At 45.4% G+C, this 18943-nt stretch carries 17 protein-coding genes; 13 read left to right on the top strand and 4 right to left on the bottom strand.

The genetic code is table 11. From position 1 onward, the window contains the following. Window positions 1-280 precede the first annotated feature (280 nt). The 13 genes from U0033_RS22590 to U0033_RS22650 all read left to right on the top strand — a co-directional run bounded on the left by U0033_RS22590 (window position 281) and on the right by U0033_RS22650 (window position 14619). Window positions 281-1006: a DUF4290 domain-containing protein gene (locus U0033_RS22590; protein ID WP_072362846.1), complete on the top strand. Its 726-nt coding sequence runs from the start codon at window positions 281-283 to the stop codon at window positions 1004-1006. Next, window positions 1003-2316, top strand: coding sequence for a UDP-N-acetylglucosamine 1-carboxyvinyltransferase (gene murA / locus U0033_RS22595; protein ID WP_072362847.1), 1314 nt, complete (start codon window positions 1003-1005; stop codon window positions 2314-2316). Before U0033_RS22590 ends, murA begins: the two co-directional genes overlap by 4 nt. A 94-nt stretch (window positions 2317-2410) precedes the next feature. Then, on the top strand, window positions 2411-2974 hold the full coding sequence (gene gmk / locus U0033_RS22600; protein WP_072362848.1) for a guanylate kinase: 564 nt from the start codon (window positions 2411-2413) through the stop codon (window positions 2972-2974). An 86-nt stretch (window positions 2975-3060) separates the two neighbouring features. Next, entirely contained in the window at window positions 3061-4329 is a 1269-nt protein-coding gene (locus U0033_RS22605) for a hemolysin family protein (protein WP_072362849.1), read from the top strand. 697 nt (window positions 4330-5026) lie between these two features. After that, window positions 5027-5884, top strand: a complete 858-nt coding sequence (gene tatC, locus U0033_RS22610) for a twin-arginine translocase subunit TatC (protein WP_072362850.1) — start codon at window positions 5027-5029, stop codon at window positions 5882-5884. A gap of 37 nt (window positions 5885-5921) precedes the next feature. Then, entirely contained in the window at window positions 5922-6383 is a 462-nt protein-coding gene (gene rpiB, locus U0033_RS22615) for a ribose 5-phosphate isomerase B (protein ID WP_072362851.1), read from the top strand. Window positions 6384-6996: 613 nt separating this feature from the next. Beyond that, a complete protein-coding gene (locus tag U0033_RS22620; RefSeq protein WP_072362852.1) occupies window positions 6997-7497 on the top strand; it encodes an RNA polymerase sigma factor in 501 nt (166 codons plus the stop codon). Between the two features lie 227 nt (window positions 7498-7724). Beyond that, entirely contained in the window at window positions 7725-10082 is a 2358-nt protein-coding gene (locus U0033_RS22625) for an ATP-dependent helicase (RefSeq protein ID WP_072362853.1), read from the top strand. Continuing rightward, the gene (locus tag U0033_RS22630; protein WP_072362854.1) at window positions 10082-10543 is read left to right on the top strand and encodes a regulatory protein RecX; all 462 of its coding nucleotides are present in this window, start codon (window positions 10082-10084) and stop codon (window positions 10541-10543) included. The genes U0033_RS22625 and U0033_RS22630 overlap by 1 nt, the downstream gene beginning before the upstream one ends. A gap of 58 nt (window positions 10544-10601) precedes the next feature. Next, the gene (locus U0033_RS22635) at window positions 10602-11396 is read left to right on the top strand and encodes an amidohydrolase (protein ID WP_072362855.1); all 795 of its coding nucleotides are present in this window, start codon (window positions 10602-10604) and stop codon (window positions 11394-11396) included. After that, a complete protein-coding gene (locus tag U0033_RS22640; protein WP_072362856.1) occupies window positions 11396-11779 on the top strand; it encodes a VOC family protein in 384 nt (127 codons plus the stop codon). Before U0033_RS22635 ends, U0033_RS22640 begins: the two co-directional genes overlap by 1 nt. Window positions 11780-11806: 27 nt before the next feature. Continuing rightward, window positions 11807-12916, top strand: coding sequence for an N-acetylglucosamine-6-phosphate deacetylase (nagA, locus tag U0033_RS22645; protein ID WP_083571620.1), 1110 nt, complete (start codon window positions 11807-11809; stop codon window positions 12914-12916). Between the two features lie 20 nt (window positions 12917-12936). Then, window positions 12937-14619, top strand: coding sequence for an ArnT family glycosyltransferase (locus U0033_RS22650; protein WP_072362857.1), 1683 nt, complete (start codon window positions 12937-12939; stop codon window positions 14617-14619). Between the two features lie 88 nt (window positions 14620-14707). Here the strand turns inward: U0033_RS22650 and U0033_RS22655 are convergent, their stop codons facing one another. From U0033_RS22655 to U0033_RS22670, 4 genes are read right to left on the bottom strand one after another with little or no spacing between them, the layout of a single operon-like run. Then, the gene (locus tag U0033_RS22655) at window positions 14708-16087 is read right to left on the bottom strand and encodes a di-heme oxidoreductase family protein (RefSeq protein ID WP_218164050.1); all 1380 of its coding nucleotides are present in this window, start codon (window positions 16085-16087) and stop codon (window positions 14708-14710) included. A gap of 56 nt (window positions 16088-16143) precedes the next feature. After that, window positions 16144-17220 (bottom strand): imelysin family protein, encoded by a 1077-nt coding sequence (locus tag U0033_RS22660; RefSeq protein WP_072362858.1) that lies wholly within the window; start codon window positions 17218-17220, stop codon window positions 16144-16146. Window positions 17221-17229: 9 nt separating this feature from the next. After that, on the bottom strand, window positions 17230-17664 hold the full coding sequence (locus tag U0033_RS22665) for a QcrA and Rieske domain-containing protein (protein ID WP_072362859.1): 435 nt from the start codon (window positions 17662-17664) through the stop codon (window positions 17230-17232). A gap of 12 nt (window positions 17665-17676) precedes the next feature. After that, window positions 17677-18936: a hypothetical protein gene (locus U0033_RS22670; protein WP_072362860.1), complete on the bottom strand. Its 1260-nt coding sequence runs from the start codon at window positions 18934-18936 to the stop codon at window positions 17677-17679. Window positions 18937-18943: the final 7 nt, after the last annotated feature.

The following is an 18943-nucleotide window of genomic DNA, read 5'->3' on the forward strand; positions in this document are numbered from 1 at the left end:
TTTGGGAGAGATTTAACATTTGATTGATAACACGGCTGATTCTATAGAAAAAGTTAAACTAATTACCCGCGGAACTCCCAGCTATCGTACAATTAAACTATTTTTCATAAGTTTGCATAGAACGGTTTGCTTTCACATAAAAAAAGCCATCCCGGCTTAAGCCAGAGCCCAGGGTACAAAATTGACAAATGTTCTCCTTTAGCACTTTTGCATTTGTGAATGCGCAAAGCACAAACTTACCTTTCAAGCAAGACTATAATAGTATTTTTTAAATTGTGATATGGAATACAATACCACCCGTAACCATTTGATTATGAAGGAGTATGGACGGAACATCCAAAAGATGATCGAGTACGTCCTGAGCATACAAGACCCAGATCACCGCCAGGCCAATGCAATGGCGCTTATTGAACTTATGGGCACGCTCAATCCCCACCTCCGCAATGTAGAAGACTTCCGGCACAAGTTATGGGATCACCTGTTTCTCATCTCCGATTTCAGATTAGATGTAGAATCACCTTACCCCATTCCAACGCGTGAAACCCTGAAAGCAAGACCAGAACGACTGCCTTATCCTAAAAAGTATCCCCGCAACCGTCACTTCGGTAAAAACCTGGAAATGGTGATAGATAAAGCCATTGCAGAAGATAATCCTGAAAAGAAGGACGGGTTTACACAATGTATTGGCAATTACATGAAACTGGCCTATAGCAACTGGCATAAGGAAAGTGTTCATGACGATGCTATCAAGGCAGAACTTACCGGTATTACTAACGGTCAGCTGGAGTTTCATCCTGGTTTCAATACTGCCGCTCATGCCAGCGCAGTGATTGCTGCAACAAGTCCAAACTTTAACACCAATGCTGAATTTGTACGCACATCCAGCCTTAATAATGGTAGCAGCAACAAAAAACGCAATTTCCAGCAGCAGAATAACTTCAAAGGCGGAAAAACTAAAAACAATAACAACAACAAGAACCAAAAATATAAAAACAGGAACAAGTGAGTAGTGCTTTTGAAGTAAGAGGTGGCAACCGTCTTAAAGGGGAAATTGTACCCCAGGGTGCCAAAAACGAAGCTTTACAGATTGTCAGTGCTGTTTTACTAACTCCCGAAAAAGTGACCATCAGCAATATCCCGGACATCCTGGATGTAAACCTGCTGATAGAATTGTTGGGTGATATGGGAGTGAAGATTAACAGGATCAGCCGTGACACCTGCGAATTCCAGGCCGATCAGATCAACCTTCCTTATCTGGAGAGTGCAGAATTTAAAAAGAAATCAGGCCGGCTGAGAGGTTCTGTCATGATAGCTGGTCCATTACTGGCCCGCTTTGGCAAAGCCTACATCCCTAAACCCGGAGGTGATAAAATAGGTCGCCGCCGTCTCGATACCCACATCATCGGGTTTGAGAAACTGGGTGCTCAGTTCGTATATGATAATGACGATAATTACTTCAGACTCGAAGCCGGCGATGGTGGACTAAAAGGTACATACATGCTGCTGGATGAGCCTTCAGTAACGGGTACCGCCAATATTGTAATGGCTGCTGTCCTGGCACATGGTACTACTACTATTTATAATGCTGCCTGCGAACCTTACCTGCAACAGCTGTCCAAAATGCTGAACAGCATGGGCGCTAAGATCAGTGGGGTAGGATCGAACCTCCTTACGATCGAAGGTGTAACCTCCCTGAATGGTTGTAGCCATCGTATGCTGCCTGATATGATTGAGATCGGTTCCTTTATCGGTCTGGCTGCTATGACGCAGAGTGAAATTACTATCAAGGGAGCCGGTGTGCAGCACCTGGGTATCATTCCTGAAAAGTTCCGCCAGCTGGGGATCCAACTGGAGATCAAGGGTGATGATATTTACATCCCTGCCCAGGATAAATATGAAATCCAGACATTCCTGGATGGATCTATTCTTACAATGTCTGACCATCCATGGCCTGGCTTTACGCCGGACCTCCTGAGTATCGTACTCGTGGTAGCCACCCAGGCATCAGGTAGTGTGATGATCCACCAAAAAATGTTCGAAAGCCGTTTGTTCTTCGTGGACAAACTGATCGATATGGGTGCGCAGATCGTATTGTGCGATCCTCACCGTGCAGTGGTAATTGGCCTGGGCCGTCAGCACAAACTGAGAGGTATTACCATGTCATCACCTGATATCAGGGCGGGTGTATCACTGCTGATTGCTGCACTGAGTGCAGAAGGTAAGAGTGTGATCCAGAATATTGAGCAGATCGACCGTGGCTACCAGTACATCGATGAGCGCCTGCGCAAGCTGGGTGCAGATATCAAGAGAGTATAAGTACAATTAACTGTACGCAGAATATTTTAAGCCATAAGCTACAAGAGCCAAACCTTGCTGCTTATGGCTTACTTTTAATAAGGGAAACTATATTATGGCTAATAAGATTATTATCATCACTGCCCCATCAGGTGCAGGTAAGACTTCTATCGTGAAGCAAATGCTGAAAGATATGCCACAGCTGGAATTCTCCATTTCTGCTACTACCCGGGAGGCAAGAGAGAATGAAGTAGATGGCAAAGACTATTATTTTCTGACAAAGGAGGACTTTCATGAGAAGATAGAGGCTCAGGCATTTGCAGAGGTTGAAATGGTATATGCAGGTAAGTATTATGGCACATTGAAGTCTGAATTAGAGCGGATCTGGGCTAATGAAAGAGTGCCGATGGTAGACATTGATGTGAAGGGTGCCCTCTCTATAAAAGAACATTACGGAGATGGGGCACTTACGATCTTTATTCAGCCGCCTTCAATGGAAGCGCTTAGGAAGCGTCTCAGCGAACGTGGAACTGAAACCCAGGCATCTTTGGATGAAAGATTGGGAAAGGCTAAATATGAGTTATCTTTCTCTAAGCAATTTGATGAAATTGTGATCAATGATACCTTGGAGATTGCCCAGGCAGAAGTAAAGGCATTGATAGATACCTTTTTAAAATAATTGCATTGTCAGGGGGCCTCGCAGCCCCCTTTCCCAAATAATCTGCACACTATTTGCAGTCAGGAAATTCTTTATTTTTGTTACATATGGATACATATACACTCCCGATACTGGCATTCCTGGTATTGCTGGCAGGTTTCTTCGCCGGGTTAGAAACGGCTTTTGCCAATGTGAACAAATTAAGCATTGAGCTCAAGAAGAAACAAGGACGCGCTACCGGAAAAATCCTGGCCAGTTTTAATGATAACCCCTCCCGTTTTCTGGCAACCAGCCTGTTGGGCCTTACGATCACTATTGTTATCTACGGCATTCTGTTCGCTGGTTTTTTTCAGCCCCTTTGGAACAAAGTGCTCTCCCCACAGGAAAGTACAAGCTACCAGCCCCTGTTATTATTGATGGAAGTCCTGCTGGCTACCCTCATCCTGCTCACATTCGGTTTCTTTCTGCCTCGTGCTATTTTCCGCTCCCGGCCCGAAGGACTGCTGAGTTTCTTTGCTTTGCCTATTTCAGTGATCTCAAAACCGCTGTTCGTAGTAGGTAGTCTGCTCGTGTCAGTATCCGAATGGATCCTGAAATATCTCTTCAACGTAAGAATTATAGAAACCGCTACTTCTTTTCCCCGTGTAGATGTGGAGCATTTTATACGCCAGTCGCAACAACATGTGACCGAGAACCAGGAGCTGAATACAGAATTGTTCGAAAATGCCCTGTCTCTGGCTCATGTAAAAATCCGTGGTTGCCTCATTCCCCGCAAGGAAATCGAAGCCCTGGAAATAAATAGCCCCATTTCAAAGGCACAAAAGAAATTCGTGGACACAAAACTGTCCAAAATAATCATCTACGAAAACACGATTGATAACATACTCGGTTATATTCATCAGCTGGATATGTTCAAAGGTCCTGCGGATATACAGGCGATCCTGCACCCAATCCTGGCCGTGCCGGAGACAATGAGTGCCATCGACCTGCTGGGCAAGTTCAATAAGGAACGTAAAAGCATTGCATGGGTTGTAGATGAATTTGGAGGAACCGCAGGTATCGTCACTATCGAAGACGTACTCGAGGAAATATTCGGAGAAATCAAAGACGAACATGATGAGGAGGAATTTGTAGACAAGCAGATCGCAGAAAAAGAATACATTTTCTCGGGCCGGCTGGAGCTGGATTACCTTAATGAGAAGTATGGCTTTGATTTCCCGGAGGATGAAAGTGAAACGCTTTCCGGTTATATCATCAATCATCACGAAACGATTCCCCGTCAAAAAGAGCGCATCATTATCAATGATTATGAGTTCGAAATTATAAATGTAACCGAGACACGTATCGAAATGATTAAAATGAAGGTACTCGGTTAAGTGAAGAGGATCATATACTTATCCGGATCTGGATAAAATATCGCCTTTTTTTAAGAAAACTTCATTTTTAGTTGCTTATTTGTCAGGTATTTAGGAGAACTTACTAGTTTTTTATAAAAGAAAAGAAATCAGGTGTTGATATTGTGACATTTTTTTTAATATATTTGCATAGTCATTAAGCATCTGACCTGCTAAAACGATTTAAAAAAAGTAGTAGGGAATTAACACGGATTTTATACATTTGCTACAGATGATGTAACACAATGATTTGATTTTTGTTAAAAGGATGTAAAAAAAATTGTTACAACATTGATAATAACATAATTCTTTACTATTTTTGTAATAGAAATTTAAAAGTAACCAGAAACACGGACTATTTTGAAAGCTTGCCATCAATCAAATAGGAAGTGACACTGGAAACTAAAGACATTCTCGAATTCAACTTTTTTGGGGTTAACAAACAATGGATGAAAGGCCGGCTCTTGATTCTTCTCGGGCTGGCTCTCTTTTTTTAAGTACCCTCTGCTTCTGCTAAATCGTTAACCTTATATCAACTTCTCTGCCAGTCCATACAATACTATTTCCACTCCGCATTTAAATCACATTAAAACCATCTGCATTACTCTGTTTTCTTACAGGCAACCGCTATATTTGTGCTCCTTAGGAAATAATGTTTAACTCAGCCTGACAAACAGATATGTTCAAAAGAATTTTTGCAAATAACAACGAGAAAGCGGAGATGACTTTCTTTGACCACCTGGAAGAACTACGAGGGCATCTGTTCCGCGCTGCTGTAGCAATTGTGGTGTTTGGTATCATCGGTTGGGTATATACAAATGAAATATTGGATAAAATCGTTTTTGGACCAACCAACAGAGATTTTCCTTCCTATATCGCACTGTGTAAAATCAGCCACGCAACCGGGCTGGGAGACAAGCTTTGTATTGTTCCGGTAGATATCGTATTTCAGAACCATGTGCTGACCGGCCAGATCATGCTCCAATTCAAACTGGCATTTATGGTAGGTTTAGTATTAGGCTTCCCGTATATCTTCTGGGAGTTCTGGCGTTTTGTAAAGCCTGCACTGAAGGAAAGAGAAGTAAGAGGAGCAAGAGGAATTATCTTCTGGGTATCTTTCCAGTTCTTTCTGGGTATCTGCTTCAGTTATTTCCTGATGGCGCCATTTACTATCAACTTCCTGGCGGGTTATACTGTAACGACCAAAGCAGTCAACCAGTTCTTCATAGATGACTACTTCGACCTGATGACCCAGATCGTGATCGGTATGGGGGTATTATTCGAGTTGCCGGTACTCATCTTCTTCCTCACGAAGATCGGATTGATTACGCCAACCTTCCTGCGTACTTACCGTCGTCATGCAATCGTGATCATCCTGGTGCTTGCAGCAGTAATCACACCACCTGACGTAATTGACCAGCTGATTGTATTTACTCCTTTATATTTGCTGTATGAAATCAGTATCTATATCTCTGTCAGAGCACTGAAAAATATGGAGGATAAAGAAAAAGAACCGGAAATAGAAGAGTGGTCCTGATAAAAGCGTAACGGTTTCACTGTTTAAAAGTTTTTTTATGTCACAACAAACAACATTCAATTTGTCATTGCCCATTGCTATAGGGTCTGATCACGCTGGCTTCGACTATAAGGAGGAGATCATTTCTTACCTGGAAGCAAAAGGTCTGCAGGTAAAGGATGTAGGCGCATTCTCAAGTGAATCTGCCGATTATCCTGATTTCGCTCATCCGGTAGCAACACTGGTAGAAAGAGAGCAAGCCGCGTTTGGTATACTTGTATGTGGTAGTGGAAATGGCGTAGCAATTACTGCTAATAAACATCAGGGTATCCGTGCAGCTATCTGCTGGGGCGAAGAACTTGCCCGCCTGGCCCGCTGTCATAACAATGCGAATGTATTGTGCGTACCTGCCCGCTTTGTAGATGATGCAGTCACGAAGCAAATGGTGGATGTGTTCATTAATACCACATTTGAAGGTGGCAGACACGAAAACAGAGTGAGAAAAATCGCCTGCTTATAACAGGCATACATATAATAAAAAAGCGAAGGCGTTGCACATGCAACGCCTTCGCTTTTTTTATGATTTTTACTTGCAATCGAAAGCAAAAAAGTAATATCTCAAAAACAAAAAAAACCAATCATTTGCACATAGAATTATTTTGGCAATAATAAAATGTTTTGTTAAATTGTGTTAAGAGTCAGTCAGTTGAGTGTCATTTTACATTAGAATCCATCTGTACAACGCGTGCCTTAGTAAATACCCACGACTATTCCATATTATCGAAAAAAGCATTGTCTCGTCCGGTATTTAAGATTGCACAGGAATTATTTATTAGACAAGAGATTGCAAACCAAATCCCCCAATAATCAGCAACCAGAAAAATTATACCACCATGGAAACACCTGCTACTTATCATGTAAGCCGGCGCCCAATGTCTGTTATTCGTCGTAATAGCGCAACGATATTATTTGTGAAACATCGGGATACCTGACCTGAAAAATGTGATGCAACCCCCATCCGGATTTAGAGCAAGCAGCCATATTCACTTATCCCATACTGGTAATATTTGTTTCCCTTCAATCCGGTTTATCAGCTGAAACAAATTTTTTTCAGATGCTTAAACTCCTTAAACATGTCATCGACAGAATTTAACGCACTTTTACTCGGAAATGCCGATTTCCTGAGACCGTATGCTGTTACCCTCACTAAGGATGCCGAATCAGCAAAAGACCTTTACCAGGAAACACTTTTCCGTGCGCTCGCCAATCGCGATAAATACCTTGCAGGTACCAATATCCGCGCCTGGCTCTACACCATCATGCGCAACATCTTTATCAACAATTATCGCAGGGGCAACAGGCAGTTCCGTCTGCTCGACAATTCCGCCGGCGAGTTCCTTATGCACCAGCAGATTCCTACAATCGGAAATGCTGCGGAAACTAATCTGCGCATCAAGGATGTACATTCAGCAGTTTACAACCTCCCCGTAATATTCAAGCAACCCTTCATGCTCTATTTTGAAGGTTATAAATATTACGAGATCGCAGCCATGCTGAATGAACCACTGGGAACAGTGAAAAGCCGTATCCACTTCGCCAGAAAAATGCTGAAGTCAAGAATCGTACGCTTCTAATCTTTTTATTACATGAAATGGAGGCAATTTTGTTGCTGCAGATCTTACCATCTGCAGCGGACATTATTTCCCTTTACCTAACAATTAAAAATATCCTGACACCTGCATCCAGCCTCGCTCTCCACATTGAGCGACCGGTACATGAATTTAATTCGTACTTTTACGGCTTCCCTTTAATTTTTTTGACCATCAGTTCCTGATGGTAATGTGGATTTTTAATAACAATAATGAAGGCAAATTACTTAGACGAACTGAATGAGCGGCAGCGCGAAGCAGTTGTGCATATCAAAGGCCCGTTAATGATCGTAGCGGGCGCTGGTTCAGGTAAGACGAAAGTACTTACCACCCGTATCGCCCACCTGCTCCACAACGGTGTAGATGCTTTTAATATCCTCTCACTCACTTTTACCAACAAGGCTGCAAAAGAGATGAAGGAACGCGTGGAAAGGATCCTTGGTGGTACTGAAGCCAGGAACCTCTACATTGGTACCTTCCACTCAGTATTTGCCCGTTTGTTAAGGGCCGAAGCCCATCGCCTCGGTTACCCCAATGATTTTACCATTTATGATTCCGATGATGCGAAAAGCGTACTGAAAACAATCATCAACGAGCAAAACCTGGACGATAAACATTATAAACCTAACATGGTCTATAACCGTATATCCTCCGCTAAAAATAGCCTCGTAGGCCCTGAAGAATATCAGCATGACTACGCCATCCAGCAGGAAGATATGAGGGCCAACCGCCCCATGACCGGTAAGCTGTATGAAATGTATGCCAAACGCTGCTTTAAAAACGGCGCGATGGACTTCGATGACCTGCTCTTCAAAATGTACCAGCTGCTGAAGAACTTCCCCGAAGTACTGCACAAATACCAGCATAAATTCAAATACATCATGATCGATGAGTACCAGGATACCAATCCTGCTCAGTACGAAATCATCAAGCTATTAGGTGCTGCTCACGAAAATATCTGTGTAGTGGGGGATGATGCGCAAAGTATCTACTCCTTCCGCGGCGCTACCATCCAGAACATCCTCCAGTTTGAAAAGGACTACAACGATACAAAAGTGGTAAAACTGGAACAGAACTATCGTAGTACTAAGTCCATTCTCCAGGTTGCCAACGATGTGATCGCTAACAACAAGGGGCAGATCGAAAAGAACCTCTGGACTGATAACCCTACCGGCGAAAGAATAAAATTGGTGCGTACTATGACCGACAATGAGGAAGGCAAATTCGTAGCCGAAACCATTGCCGAGCAAAAGCTGCGCAACCACTATGCAAACAGGGATTTCGCTATCCTGTACCGTACCAATGCGCAAAGCCGCGCATTCGAAGAAAACCTGCGCCGTAAAGCCATACCCTACCGCATCTATGGAGGTATGTCCTTCTACCAGCGCAAGGAAATCAAAGACTTCGTAGCTTACCTCCGTATCGTGATGAACCCATCCGACGAAGAAAGCCTGAAACGAATCATCAACTACCCGATTCGTGGTATCGGTAAAACCACTGTTGAAAAAGTGATGATCTTTGCCAACGAGCACAATATCACCTTCTGGAACGTGCTGGAAAGAGCGCAGGAATTCGGATTCAAAGGGGGAACCCTGGAAGCCATCGAAAACTTCGTGATCATGATCCGCAGTTTCCAGGCTATGCTGGGTAAACAAAATGCTTACGACATCGCCGTACAGGTGGGTAAGTCTACCAACATCGTCAAAGAACTCTTCAACGATAAAACTACTGAAGGCCTCGCCCGCTACGAGAACATTCAGGAACTCCTGAACTCCGTAAAGGAATTCACCGAAACACCTACTGAAGACGGGGAACTACTGGAAAAATCACTGGGTACCTATCTGCAGCAGATCACCCTCCTCACCGATGCTGACAAAGGCAACGATGAAGACAGCGATGTGGTGAAACTAATGACGATCCACGCAGCAAAAGGACTGGAGTTCCCGGTTGTATTCAGCGTAGGTCTGGAAGAAAACCTTTTCCCAAGTTCCCTCTCCATCAATTCAAGGGAGGAGCTGGAAGAAGAACGCCGTCTTTTCTACGTGGTGATCACCCGCGCCAAAGCCAGGTTGTTCCTCACTTATGCTAACAGCCGTTACCGCTTTGGGCAGCTTGTCAACAATGAATCCAGCCGTTTCCTGGAAGAAATGCCGGAACAGTACATTGACCGCAGCTATGCCGGTGGCGGTGCTGTAGGCAACAGAAGCCCGATCAATAGTGGTGGTGGCCTCTGGGGCAATAATGGTGGCGGAGGCAATATGTTCGACCGGATGCAGAAGAAAACGCCGGGTAGCCAGTCTTCCCAGCCAGTAGCCGGTCCACGCCCTGCACCTAAACCCGTTAGCAACGCCGCAGCCAGCAACCACGTACCAAGTGCCGGTTTTACCCCGGACGATCCGGCTACAATGGAAGCCGGGATGGACGTGGAACACCAGAAATTCGGTTTCGGAACCATCCTTAATATGGAAGGAGCGCCAAACAATCGTATCGCTACCGTAGTATTCCCAAAAGGTGGCGGTGAGAAAAAGATCATGCTGAACTACGCACGATTGATGATCGTAAAGAAATAATGCAGACTTCCATTCTCTTAAAACTACGTCATTACTGTGCTTATCAGGAACGCAGCCACAGCGAGGTGAAAACAAAAAGCCTGGAGCTGGGGCTGCGTGGTGATGAGATAGATGAAGCCATTGCCGCACTTATTGCAGACAATTTTCTGAACGAAGAACGCTTTGCCCGTGCCTATGCCGGTGGTAAATTCCGCTCGCAGAAATGGGGGCGTAAAAAGATCCTGGCAGGCCTCAAACAACATCAGGTTTCTGCCTACTCTATTAAAAAAGGAATGCAGGAGATTGATGATGAGGTCTATATGGATGTACTGCAATCGCTGACTGAAAAGAAATATGCCTCCCTGAAAGGAGAACAATACCTGAAAAGACAGTACAAGACTACCCAATATTTGCTGCAAAAAGGATATGAACCCGACCTGATAAGCGAAATCATTAAACAAATTGCAAAAGAAGGGCTATAATTTTAAAAGTTTTTAGCCGAAGTCATCGTAATTTTATGCAATTAGAAACCGATAATTTATGTCAGATCTGAAAGTAACACTTATACAGACTAAACTGCATTGGGAAAATATTGACGCTAACCTGAATATGTTCAATGAAAAGATTGATAGCATCAGGGAAAGAACCGAAGTCGTGATCCTGCCTGAAATGTTCAGCACAGGATTCAGCATGGCTCCTGAAAAGCTGGCTGAAAAGATGGACGGTAAGGCCGTGCAGTGGATGGCTAAAAAAGCAGCAGAGAAAAACATCATTATCGGTGGTAGCCTCATTATCGAGGAAGATGGCGAATACTACAACCGCTTTGTATGGATGCAGCCCAATGGCGTAGCCGGTGCTTACGACAAACGTCACCGTTTTGCTTACGCCGGTGAAGACAAGCATTATGCAGCCGGTGATACCCGCCTGATCGCTTCCGTAAAAGGTTGGAAAATATGCCTCAACATCTGCTACGATCTGCGTTTCCCTGTATGGCAGCGTAATCAGATCAATGCGGATACCAACGCACCTGCATACGACCTGCTGATCAACGTGGCAAACTGGCCTGAGCGCCGTAGCACCGCCTGGAAAACTTTAATTCAGGCACGCGCTATCGAAAACCAGGTGTATGCTATCGGTGTGAACAGGGTAGGAGACGATGGTAATGGCATTTACCACAGTGGTGATTCCAGCCTCATTGATCCACTGGGCGAAATACTTTACAGGAAGAGCCACGAAGAAGATATTTTTACTACTACACTTGAGCGTACCAAGCTAGACGAAATAAGGGAGAAAATCCCCTTCCTCAGGGATGCTGATAAATTTCAATTGTTTTAATGCTACAAGCCATTCATCATATCGCAGTCATCTGTTCAGACTATGAACAGAGTAAAAAGTTCTATACGGAAATCCTTGGATTGGAAATAATCAGGGAGGTATACCGGGAAGAACGTTCTTCTTACAAACTGGATCTTGCATTGAATGGACTGTATGTGATCGAGCTATTTTCATTTCCCGATCCTCCGCCTCGTCCATCACGACCCGAGGCGAGTGGCCTGCGTCACCTGGCATTTGCAGTACCTGATCTCGACCATGCCGTGGCTCACCTGCAGCACCATGCAGTCCTTACGGAGCCTGTCCGAATCGACCCATATACCGGAAAGAGATTTACATTTTTTACCGATCCGGATGGGTTACCACTGGAGCTATATGAACAGTGAGCCTGGCGGATCATAAAAACATAACCCATGCTGAATGCATATAGCAATTGCAGGATCTTCACTGGCGATAACTGGTTGGAAGACCATGTCGTACTTTCCGAAAATGGTAGAATTACCGATATTGTAACCCAACGAACAATTCCCCCACATGCTATTATCCATGACCTGAACGGTGCTGACCTGGTACCTGCATTTATAGACTTACAGATCTATGGTGGTAATGGCCGATATTTCCCCTCCCTGCCGGATGTGGAATCTATCAAAGCCACCTATGAATATTCCAAAGCAGGCGGTGCCGCTTACTTCATGATCACCATTCCCACACATTCTCCTGAGTTTATTTTAAGATCCATTGCTGCCGTAAAAGAGTATTGGGAACAAGGTGGTGAAGGTTGCCTGGGCTTACACCTTGAAGGGCCTTACATCAGCCCTGAAAAGAATGGCGCACACATTCCGGAATACATAAAGGCCCCGCGCCCCGAAGATATAGACTGGGTACTGACCCATGGTGCCGGCATTGTGAAAATGATGACTGTGGCCCCGGAGCGCGTAGCGCCCGAACTGATTCTCCGTCTTCAGGATGCTGGCGTATTAGTATCTGCTGGCCATAGTAACGGTACCTACGGGCAGCTATACCAGTCTTTCGAAAACGGAATTACTACCTGCACGCACCTCTTCAATGCCATGTCGCAGTTACAGAGCCGCGCACCGGGTATGGTAGGTGCTATTTACGATCATCCACAAGTACATGCAAGTATCGTGGCCGATGGTATTCATGTAGATTACAATACGATCCGCATCAGCAAGAAGATCATGGCCAACCGCCTGTTCCTGATCACCGATGCGGTAGCTGCCAGCGATGGCCCTGACTATGCATTCCATTGGAACGCCCTAAGTGGTCGCTATGAAGATGCAAAGGGTACCTTATCCGGTTCTGCGCTCACCATGCTGGAGGCAGTAAAGAACTGTATCGCGCAGGTAGGTATTGCACCGGATGAAGCCTTGCGTATGGCAGCGGCATATCCGGCAGTAGTAGCAGGACTTTCTGCTGAGCTGGGGCGCATCGCCCCAGGCTTCCGTACAGCCATGCTGGCGCTCGATGAAAGCTGGGCCTTCCAGCAACTTATCTTATCTTAGCGGTTTCAAGCACAAAGTTCATGGGCATTCAACGCTTTTTTAGCAAAAATCAATATAAGAACCTTTTCCTGTTGGTTTGGTTCCTGCTTTGCCTCATACAGGCAGGATTTACAGAACTGATGGATGATGAAGCTTATTACTGGGTTTATGCCCGTCACCTGAGCTGGGGTTATTTTGACCACCCACCAATGGTTGCAGTGCTGATCAAACTGGGCTATGCCCTTTTTCACAATGAATTTGGTGTGCGTATTGGCATGGTGATCCTGAACCTGGGTACTATTATCATTACAGACAAATTGATTCCCCGCAAGGATAACCGCCTCTTTTACCTCCTGTTGCTGGCTATGGGTGCAATGCAGGTGGGCGGAATGCTGGCCGTGCCGGATGTACCGCTGATTTTCTTTGCCGCATTATACTTTTACATCTACCGCGCATTCCTGGAACAGCAAAGCTGGAGAAATACTTTCCTGCTGGCACTGAGCATGGCACTCATGTTCTATAGCAAGTACCATGGTGTATTACTGGTTGGTTTTACGGTGCTCTCTAACCTGAATCTCCTGCGGGTATTCAAGTTCTATGTCGCAGTGATCATTACCACGATCTTATTCTTCCCGCATTTATACTGGCAATATGCACATAACTTTCCTTCATTGCAATATCACCTGATAGAAAGAAATGCGTCTGTATACCAGCTTAATTTTACAATAGAATACATTCTTGGACAAATCCTCTTATTCGGTCCGCTGGCAGGTTGGTTAGTATTATATTATGCGTTTGTATGTCCTATACAGAGTGCTTTTGAAAGAGCCCTGAAGTTCTGTACGATAGGTGTACTGGTGTTTTTCCTGATCAGTACATTCAAGGGCAGGGTAGAGGCTAACTGGACGGTGATGTTGTTTACACCCGTGCTGGTACTGGCACATCAGTCAGTAAGAAGAAAGCGGTCTATCCGTCGTTCACTGAAAGTGATTCAATATCTCGCACCGGCCACTTTGTTAGTGGTGACTATCGCCCGCGTATATCTAATTTGGAATTTTATGCCGGGAGTGGATATCCGTCCGGAAATTCATGATAACAGGAAGTGGGCAAAAACTTTGCAGGACCATGCAGGCGGCCGTCCTGTCGTGTTTTTGAATAGCTACCAGATGCCTTCCAAGTACATGTTCTATAGTGATCATGGACTGGGGTATAGCATCAATAGCCGTTATAGTCGCCGGAGCCAGTATAACTATTGGGAAACGGAGAAGCAGTTATGGGGGAAACAGGTAGAGATAACTTATGACACTGAAAACATCCCGGTGACAGATAGTTTTAATACACCGAAAGGATTGGTAAAATTCCATTTGCAGGATCCGTATTATTCTTATTCTTTGATTCAGTTTATTCCTGCTATGCGGGAGGTGAAGGTAAAACCAAATACGACCATGGGATTTCTATTGCAGGTGGATAATGGATATCATGAAGCCGTGCCGGTGGATACGGCGAATGAAGCGGTCGTAGGATATGCGATAACGCAAAAGGATATAGAATTTCCCGCAGTGAAAACAGCACTGACAATAAGCAAAGCAATAGAACGCAGAATAGTAAGGATAGAAGTACAAATGCCGGATAAACCGGGTACCTATCAATTAAAATTCTGCGTATTCGCAGGGGTACTACCGCCAACACATAATAGCCAGACAATAAAAGTAATCGTCCGGTGATATTAAAACAAATGGCCGGTCAGCTTTGCTGACCGGCCATTTGTTTTAAGTCAATTTCATAGCTGTGAAGCAGCCACTAAGATCGATATTAAAGAGATTTCAAAAATGCAATTACCTGCCCTCTCTCTCCCGCACTCAGCTGGCTAAATTTCGCTTTCACCTTCGCCGCCTCCCCATCATGCCACAATATCGCCTCCTCCAGTGTCCTTGCCCTACCATCATGCAAATAAAACGGCGTACCATTCGTTTTCTCAAATAAACCCACCCCCCACAAGGCCGGGGTCTTCCATTCACTACCATTCGCTCTGAAATCCGGCCTTCCATCTGCCAGTCCATCCCCCATATCATGCAATAACAAATCCGTATAAGCATGTATCCGCTGATTACTCAGATATGGATACCGTACATTAACCCCTGTCTGCGTCGTAGGAATATGACAACTACTACAACCCAGCTGCGCAAACAATTTCTCCCCGGCCATCACTTCCCCATCTGTGGTATTCCTCCTCGCCGGCACTGCCAGTGATAACAGGTAAAACTCTACCGCATTCAGCAAACTATCCGGCAGTTCAGGATCATCTGCCAGATTATCCATCTGCGGCTGTCCAAAAGTGCTTTCCTTCGGAAAAATACTGCTGGTAATCCCCATATCCTGTTGGTATGCTGCTGCGGCCTGTGTGAGGATGGTAGCCGTATTCGCCTTCATCCCAAGCCTGCCCAGCATCATTTTATCAGTTGATGGATCATACACATAATTTGGCCTGCCACTGATCCCATCCCCATTCCCATCATTTTCATCTGCATAAGACAGGATCGTAGATTCCGGGATATTCACCAGCAATCCTAACCCAAAAAATGGTGGTGCCATACGCGGCGATACCATCAGATCTACAGGCATTGCTATGTAGGGGTTGACAAAAGTATAAGTCGGTTTACGCAGGGTCGTAACCGTACCATCAGGGTAAGTATACACCTGCTCTGTATAGGTGATTTTGACAGAAGCTTCTGCTGTCTTGCCAAACACTGCCAGGTCCTGCAACTGCAATCCATACCCCGGTACAGCCACAGGGCCTCCATGTGCATCCGTACCCGGAATACTCAAGCGCATCAGCATAGAAGATGTCACTGTACCGGTGGTCGGACTTCCCTTGCCATCGTTATGATGACAGCTGCGACAGCTCACATTATTGAAAATAGGACCTAAGCCACTATTGATAGTAGCCGGTGCTGTTACGAAGGTCTGGTCTACGCTGTTGTCGCCCAGGTCGTGAACATGCTGGTCATAGTTGCTCAGGCCAGGGATGACGTTGCCAAAAGCTTTGCTGGTCGCATCAAATACGGTAGCAGCACCACCGCTCAGTCGCGGGTCGTAATCCTCCTCATTGAAGGGTGACGGCTTGGTACACATCATCAGCAATGAAGGGCAGGCCAGTAAGGCTGCTGCTAAATAGATCTTCCTTATCCGCATTGAAAAGTATATTAAAAAAGTAGCCGGCCTTCAGTAGAAGTGCCGGCTGGTTCAAATCAATCTTTGATATTAGTGAGGATGAAATTCTCAAGATCGCCTTCAATGGTGCCTTTCAGCGTTACCAGGTTGCTCATGGTTGTAGCACACAAGCCTCTCTGGTTGATGATCGCTTTCTCATAAGGCATGGTGATCGCATCAAAGGAGCCGATAGCTGCTTCAAACTGCTGCTGTAACTTGGTGTCCAGGCTCAGGTTCTTGGCTGCTACCAATGCATGCAGGCTTTTGCCATTGCTGCCCAGGAAGGTTCCCATATATACGTTATATGCACCCACAATATTGTTCTTGAAGTCTGTAGTAGAGTTACCGCTGAAAGGTGATTCTACAATATTCGGATCCTGCGCATCATAAGGGTCTTTCATTTTAGACTCGCCCACTTCTCCGCAGATGTCTGCCAAACCTGCTGCTATAGCGGTAAACAGGCTTTGTTTGGTAGGGAATGGCTGAGAACCTTTACCTGCATTCAGTACTTTGGCAGCATAGTTACCGCCGGCAACCACCCAGCTGTCACGTAGCTTGGTACAGGTATTTTTCAGGTCTACAGTCAGACTGGTGATGTATTTCTTTTCACGGGCAGTAAGGGCGGCAGCAGCACGCTTGCCATCAGTACCCCACAGGATGTATTCGATCGGGTGATAACCTCTCAGGGAAAGCGTTGCCAGCCCCTCAATGTCTGCTATTTCCAGCGCATTGGAGCTATTGAGCAGGGAGTCCATCTGTACATAGTCTACCGGCCAGGTATCCATATTCGGATCGTAGTTATCATCTTCAACGGGACCGAACAGGTAACCTTCACATTGTTCCCATGTCTTACGCATATCCTTCCACGCTGTTTTGGCAGCAGTCAGGTTATCTTCAGTAGTAGCGGAGTTAAGCGCCGTCACCACGTTGTTGAACGTAGTGGCTTTGGTAAGCAGGTCTTCATAGCCCGGAATAGCGGTTTTGTTTACAAAGTTGATGGTTACCGAGTCTTCCAGGGCAGCAAAATCACTGTTAGAAGCACCATTGTCACCGTCTTTGCTACAAGACAGGATCGTGATGGCACTTACAGCGAACAGTAATACGAGTTTTTTCATGATAATTAGTTATATGTAGATGATCAAATTGGTAGCCGTGGTTTCCGTTTGCAGGATAGGGAGCGGTTTTTCAGCAGGGCCTTTTTTTACCTTCCCGGTTTTGTCATACTGGCTGCCATGAAGGCTGCACAGGTAACCGTTGCCGGTAGGCACGAGTGGGTTATGCTGATGTGTACAGCGTAGTAATAAGGCCTGATAGGTGTTGTCAGCATTCTTTTGAACGGCTATTTCGTATTCGTAATTTTTGGGGCTGATAATTTGCGCGTTGTTGGCATCAAAGAGTGTCAGTGGCACGGTGACTTTGTGGTTGTCTACAGTTGTCTTAAACCCTTTTTGTGCAGTGCCGCACGAGGCCAGAAAGTCAGCCACAGAAAAAGATACAGCGCCCAATACACAGATCTTGCAGGTATCTTTCAGAAAAGTTCTTCTGCCGTTATTTTCCATAAATTCCGATTGTCAGAATGAATAACCGATACCAATATTCAGGAAGGAATTATTAACCCTGTAAGGCACCCTTGCCGGACTTGGATTGATCACCAGGGCAGGATTTTCATCGCCTGTATGCAGGATTTTCACATCTGCCTTGATTGCCACATTGGGTATTGGGAGGTAGGTGAAACCGGCAATGATATGTTGCTGTTTCAGTGTACCATCGTAAATGCCGTTCGAAGGAATGGAAGAATTGAGGTCAAGCATTTCGTACCTGCCAAATATGTTCAATTGCTGGTCTTTGTACTTCACTGCGTTCTCCAGCAGGTTATACGCCAGCTCGCCATAAGCGCCGTACATCACTTTCGCTACGTTGTTGGCGTAAGCTCTGTTTACATCGTAGGCGTTGGGAAAGGAGATCATTGTAGCAATTGCCTTGGCAGAGAATCCTTTATTGCTGTACATGATATCAGCTTCTCCCAGGTAGAGTGGAAGGCTAAAGGTGCCATGACTGAGTTTCAGGCTGTCTGACTTACGGGCGTTGAGCCCATTGGTACCACCGGCATAGCCGGATACCTGGAAGCGGAAGTTCTGCCAGTAGTATTGAAGGCTTGCGGTGATGGCGAGGTTATTGGCATAAGCGCCACTCCCTTCAGCCCTGCCCTCAACCACACCTGTACCATGGGTAAAGGTGGCATCGTTCAGGCCATTCACCAAAGCCACCGTGTAGTTCAGGGGAATGCGGCGGGCACGCCCATAGAAACCAATACCCAGTTCGCGCCAGGTAGCTGGAATCACAAGTTGCTCCACAATCGGTCTTTGTACACCATTGAAATTGACAGGGAGGTGGTTTTCGTTCAGGATCCCGATACGCGGTACGAACAAACCAGCTACAATGTACTGGCGGGGATTGAGGCTGAACTTCAGGTAAGCTTGTTCCATCGAAAGCTCACCGGCAAAACCGTTGTCAATGGCATTCGCTTGAACTTTGGCATTTTCCAGTTCCATCTCGCTAAAGAAGGCGATTTTGGAGTTAAACTGGTGCCCTACAAATAATACGACCCTTTCTAATGTGGCGCGGGCCATCTTTTCATTCATATCACGCTGGTAGAACGCTGAACCATACCCGGAAATAACCGTTCTGCTGGAAGAGGTACCCGCATTCAGGGAATCTTCTCCGGTATTCAGGACTAATCTTTGCGCCGGCGTGATTTGTTGAGAGAAAATTGGTTGAAAGGAGATAACGATGCTGCCTATTGTTAGGATCAGTGCATTCTTCAGTGTCATGGAGTTG

It is taken from the genome of Chitinophaga sancti (genome assembly GCF_034424315.1).
Classification (GTDB): Bacteria; Bacteroidota; Bacteroidia; order Chitinophagales; family Chitinophagaceae; genus Chitinophaga; species Chitinophaga sancti.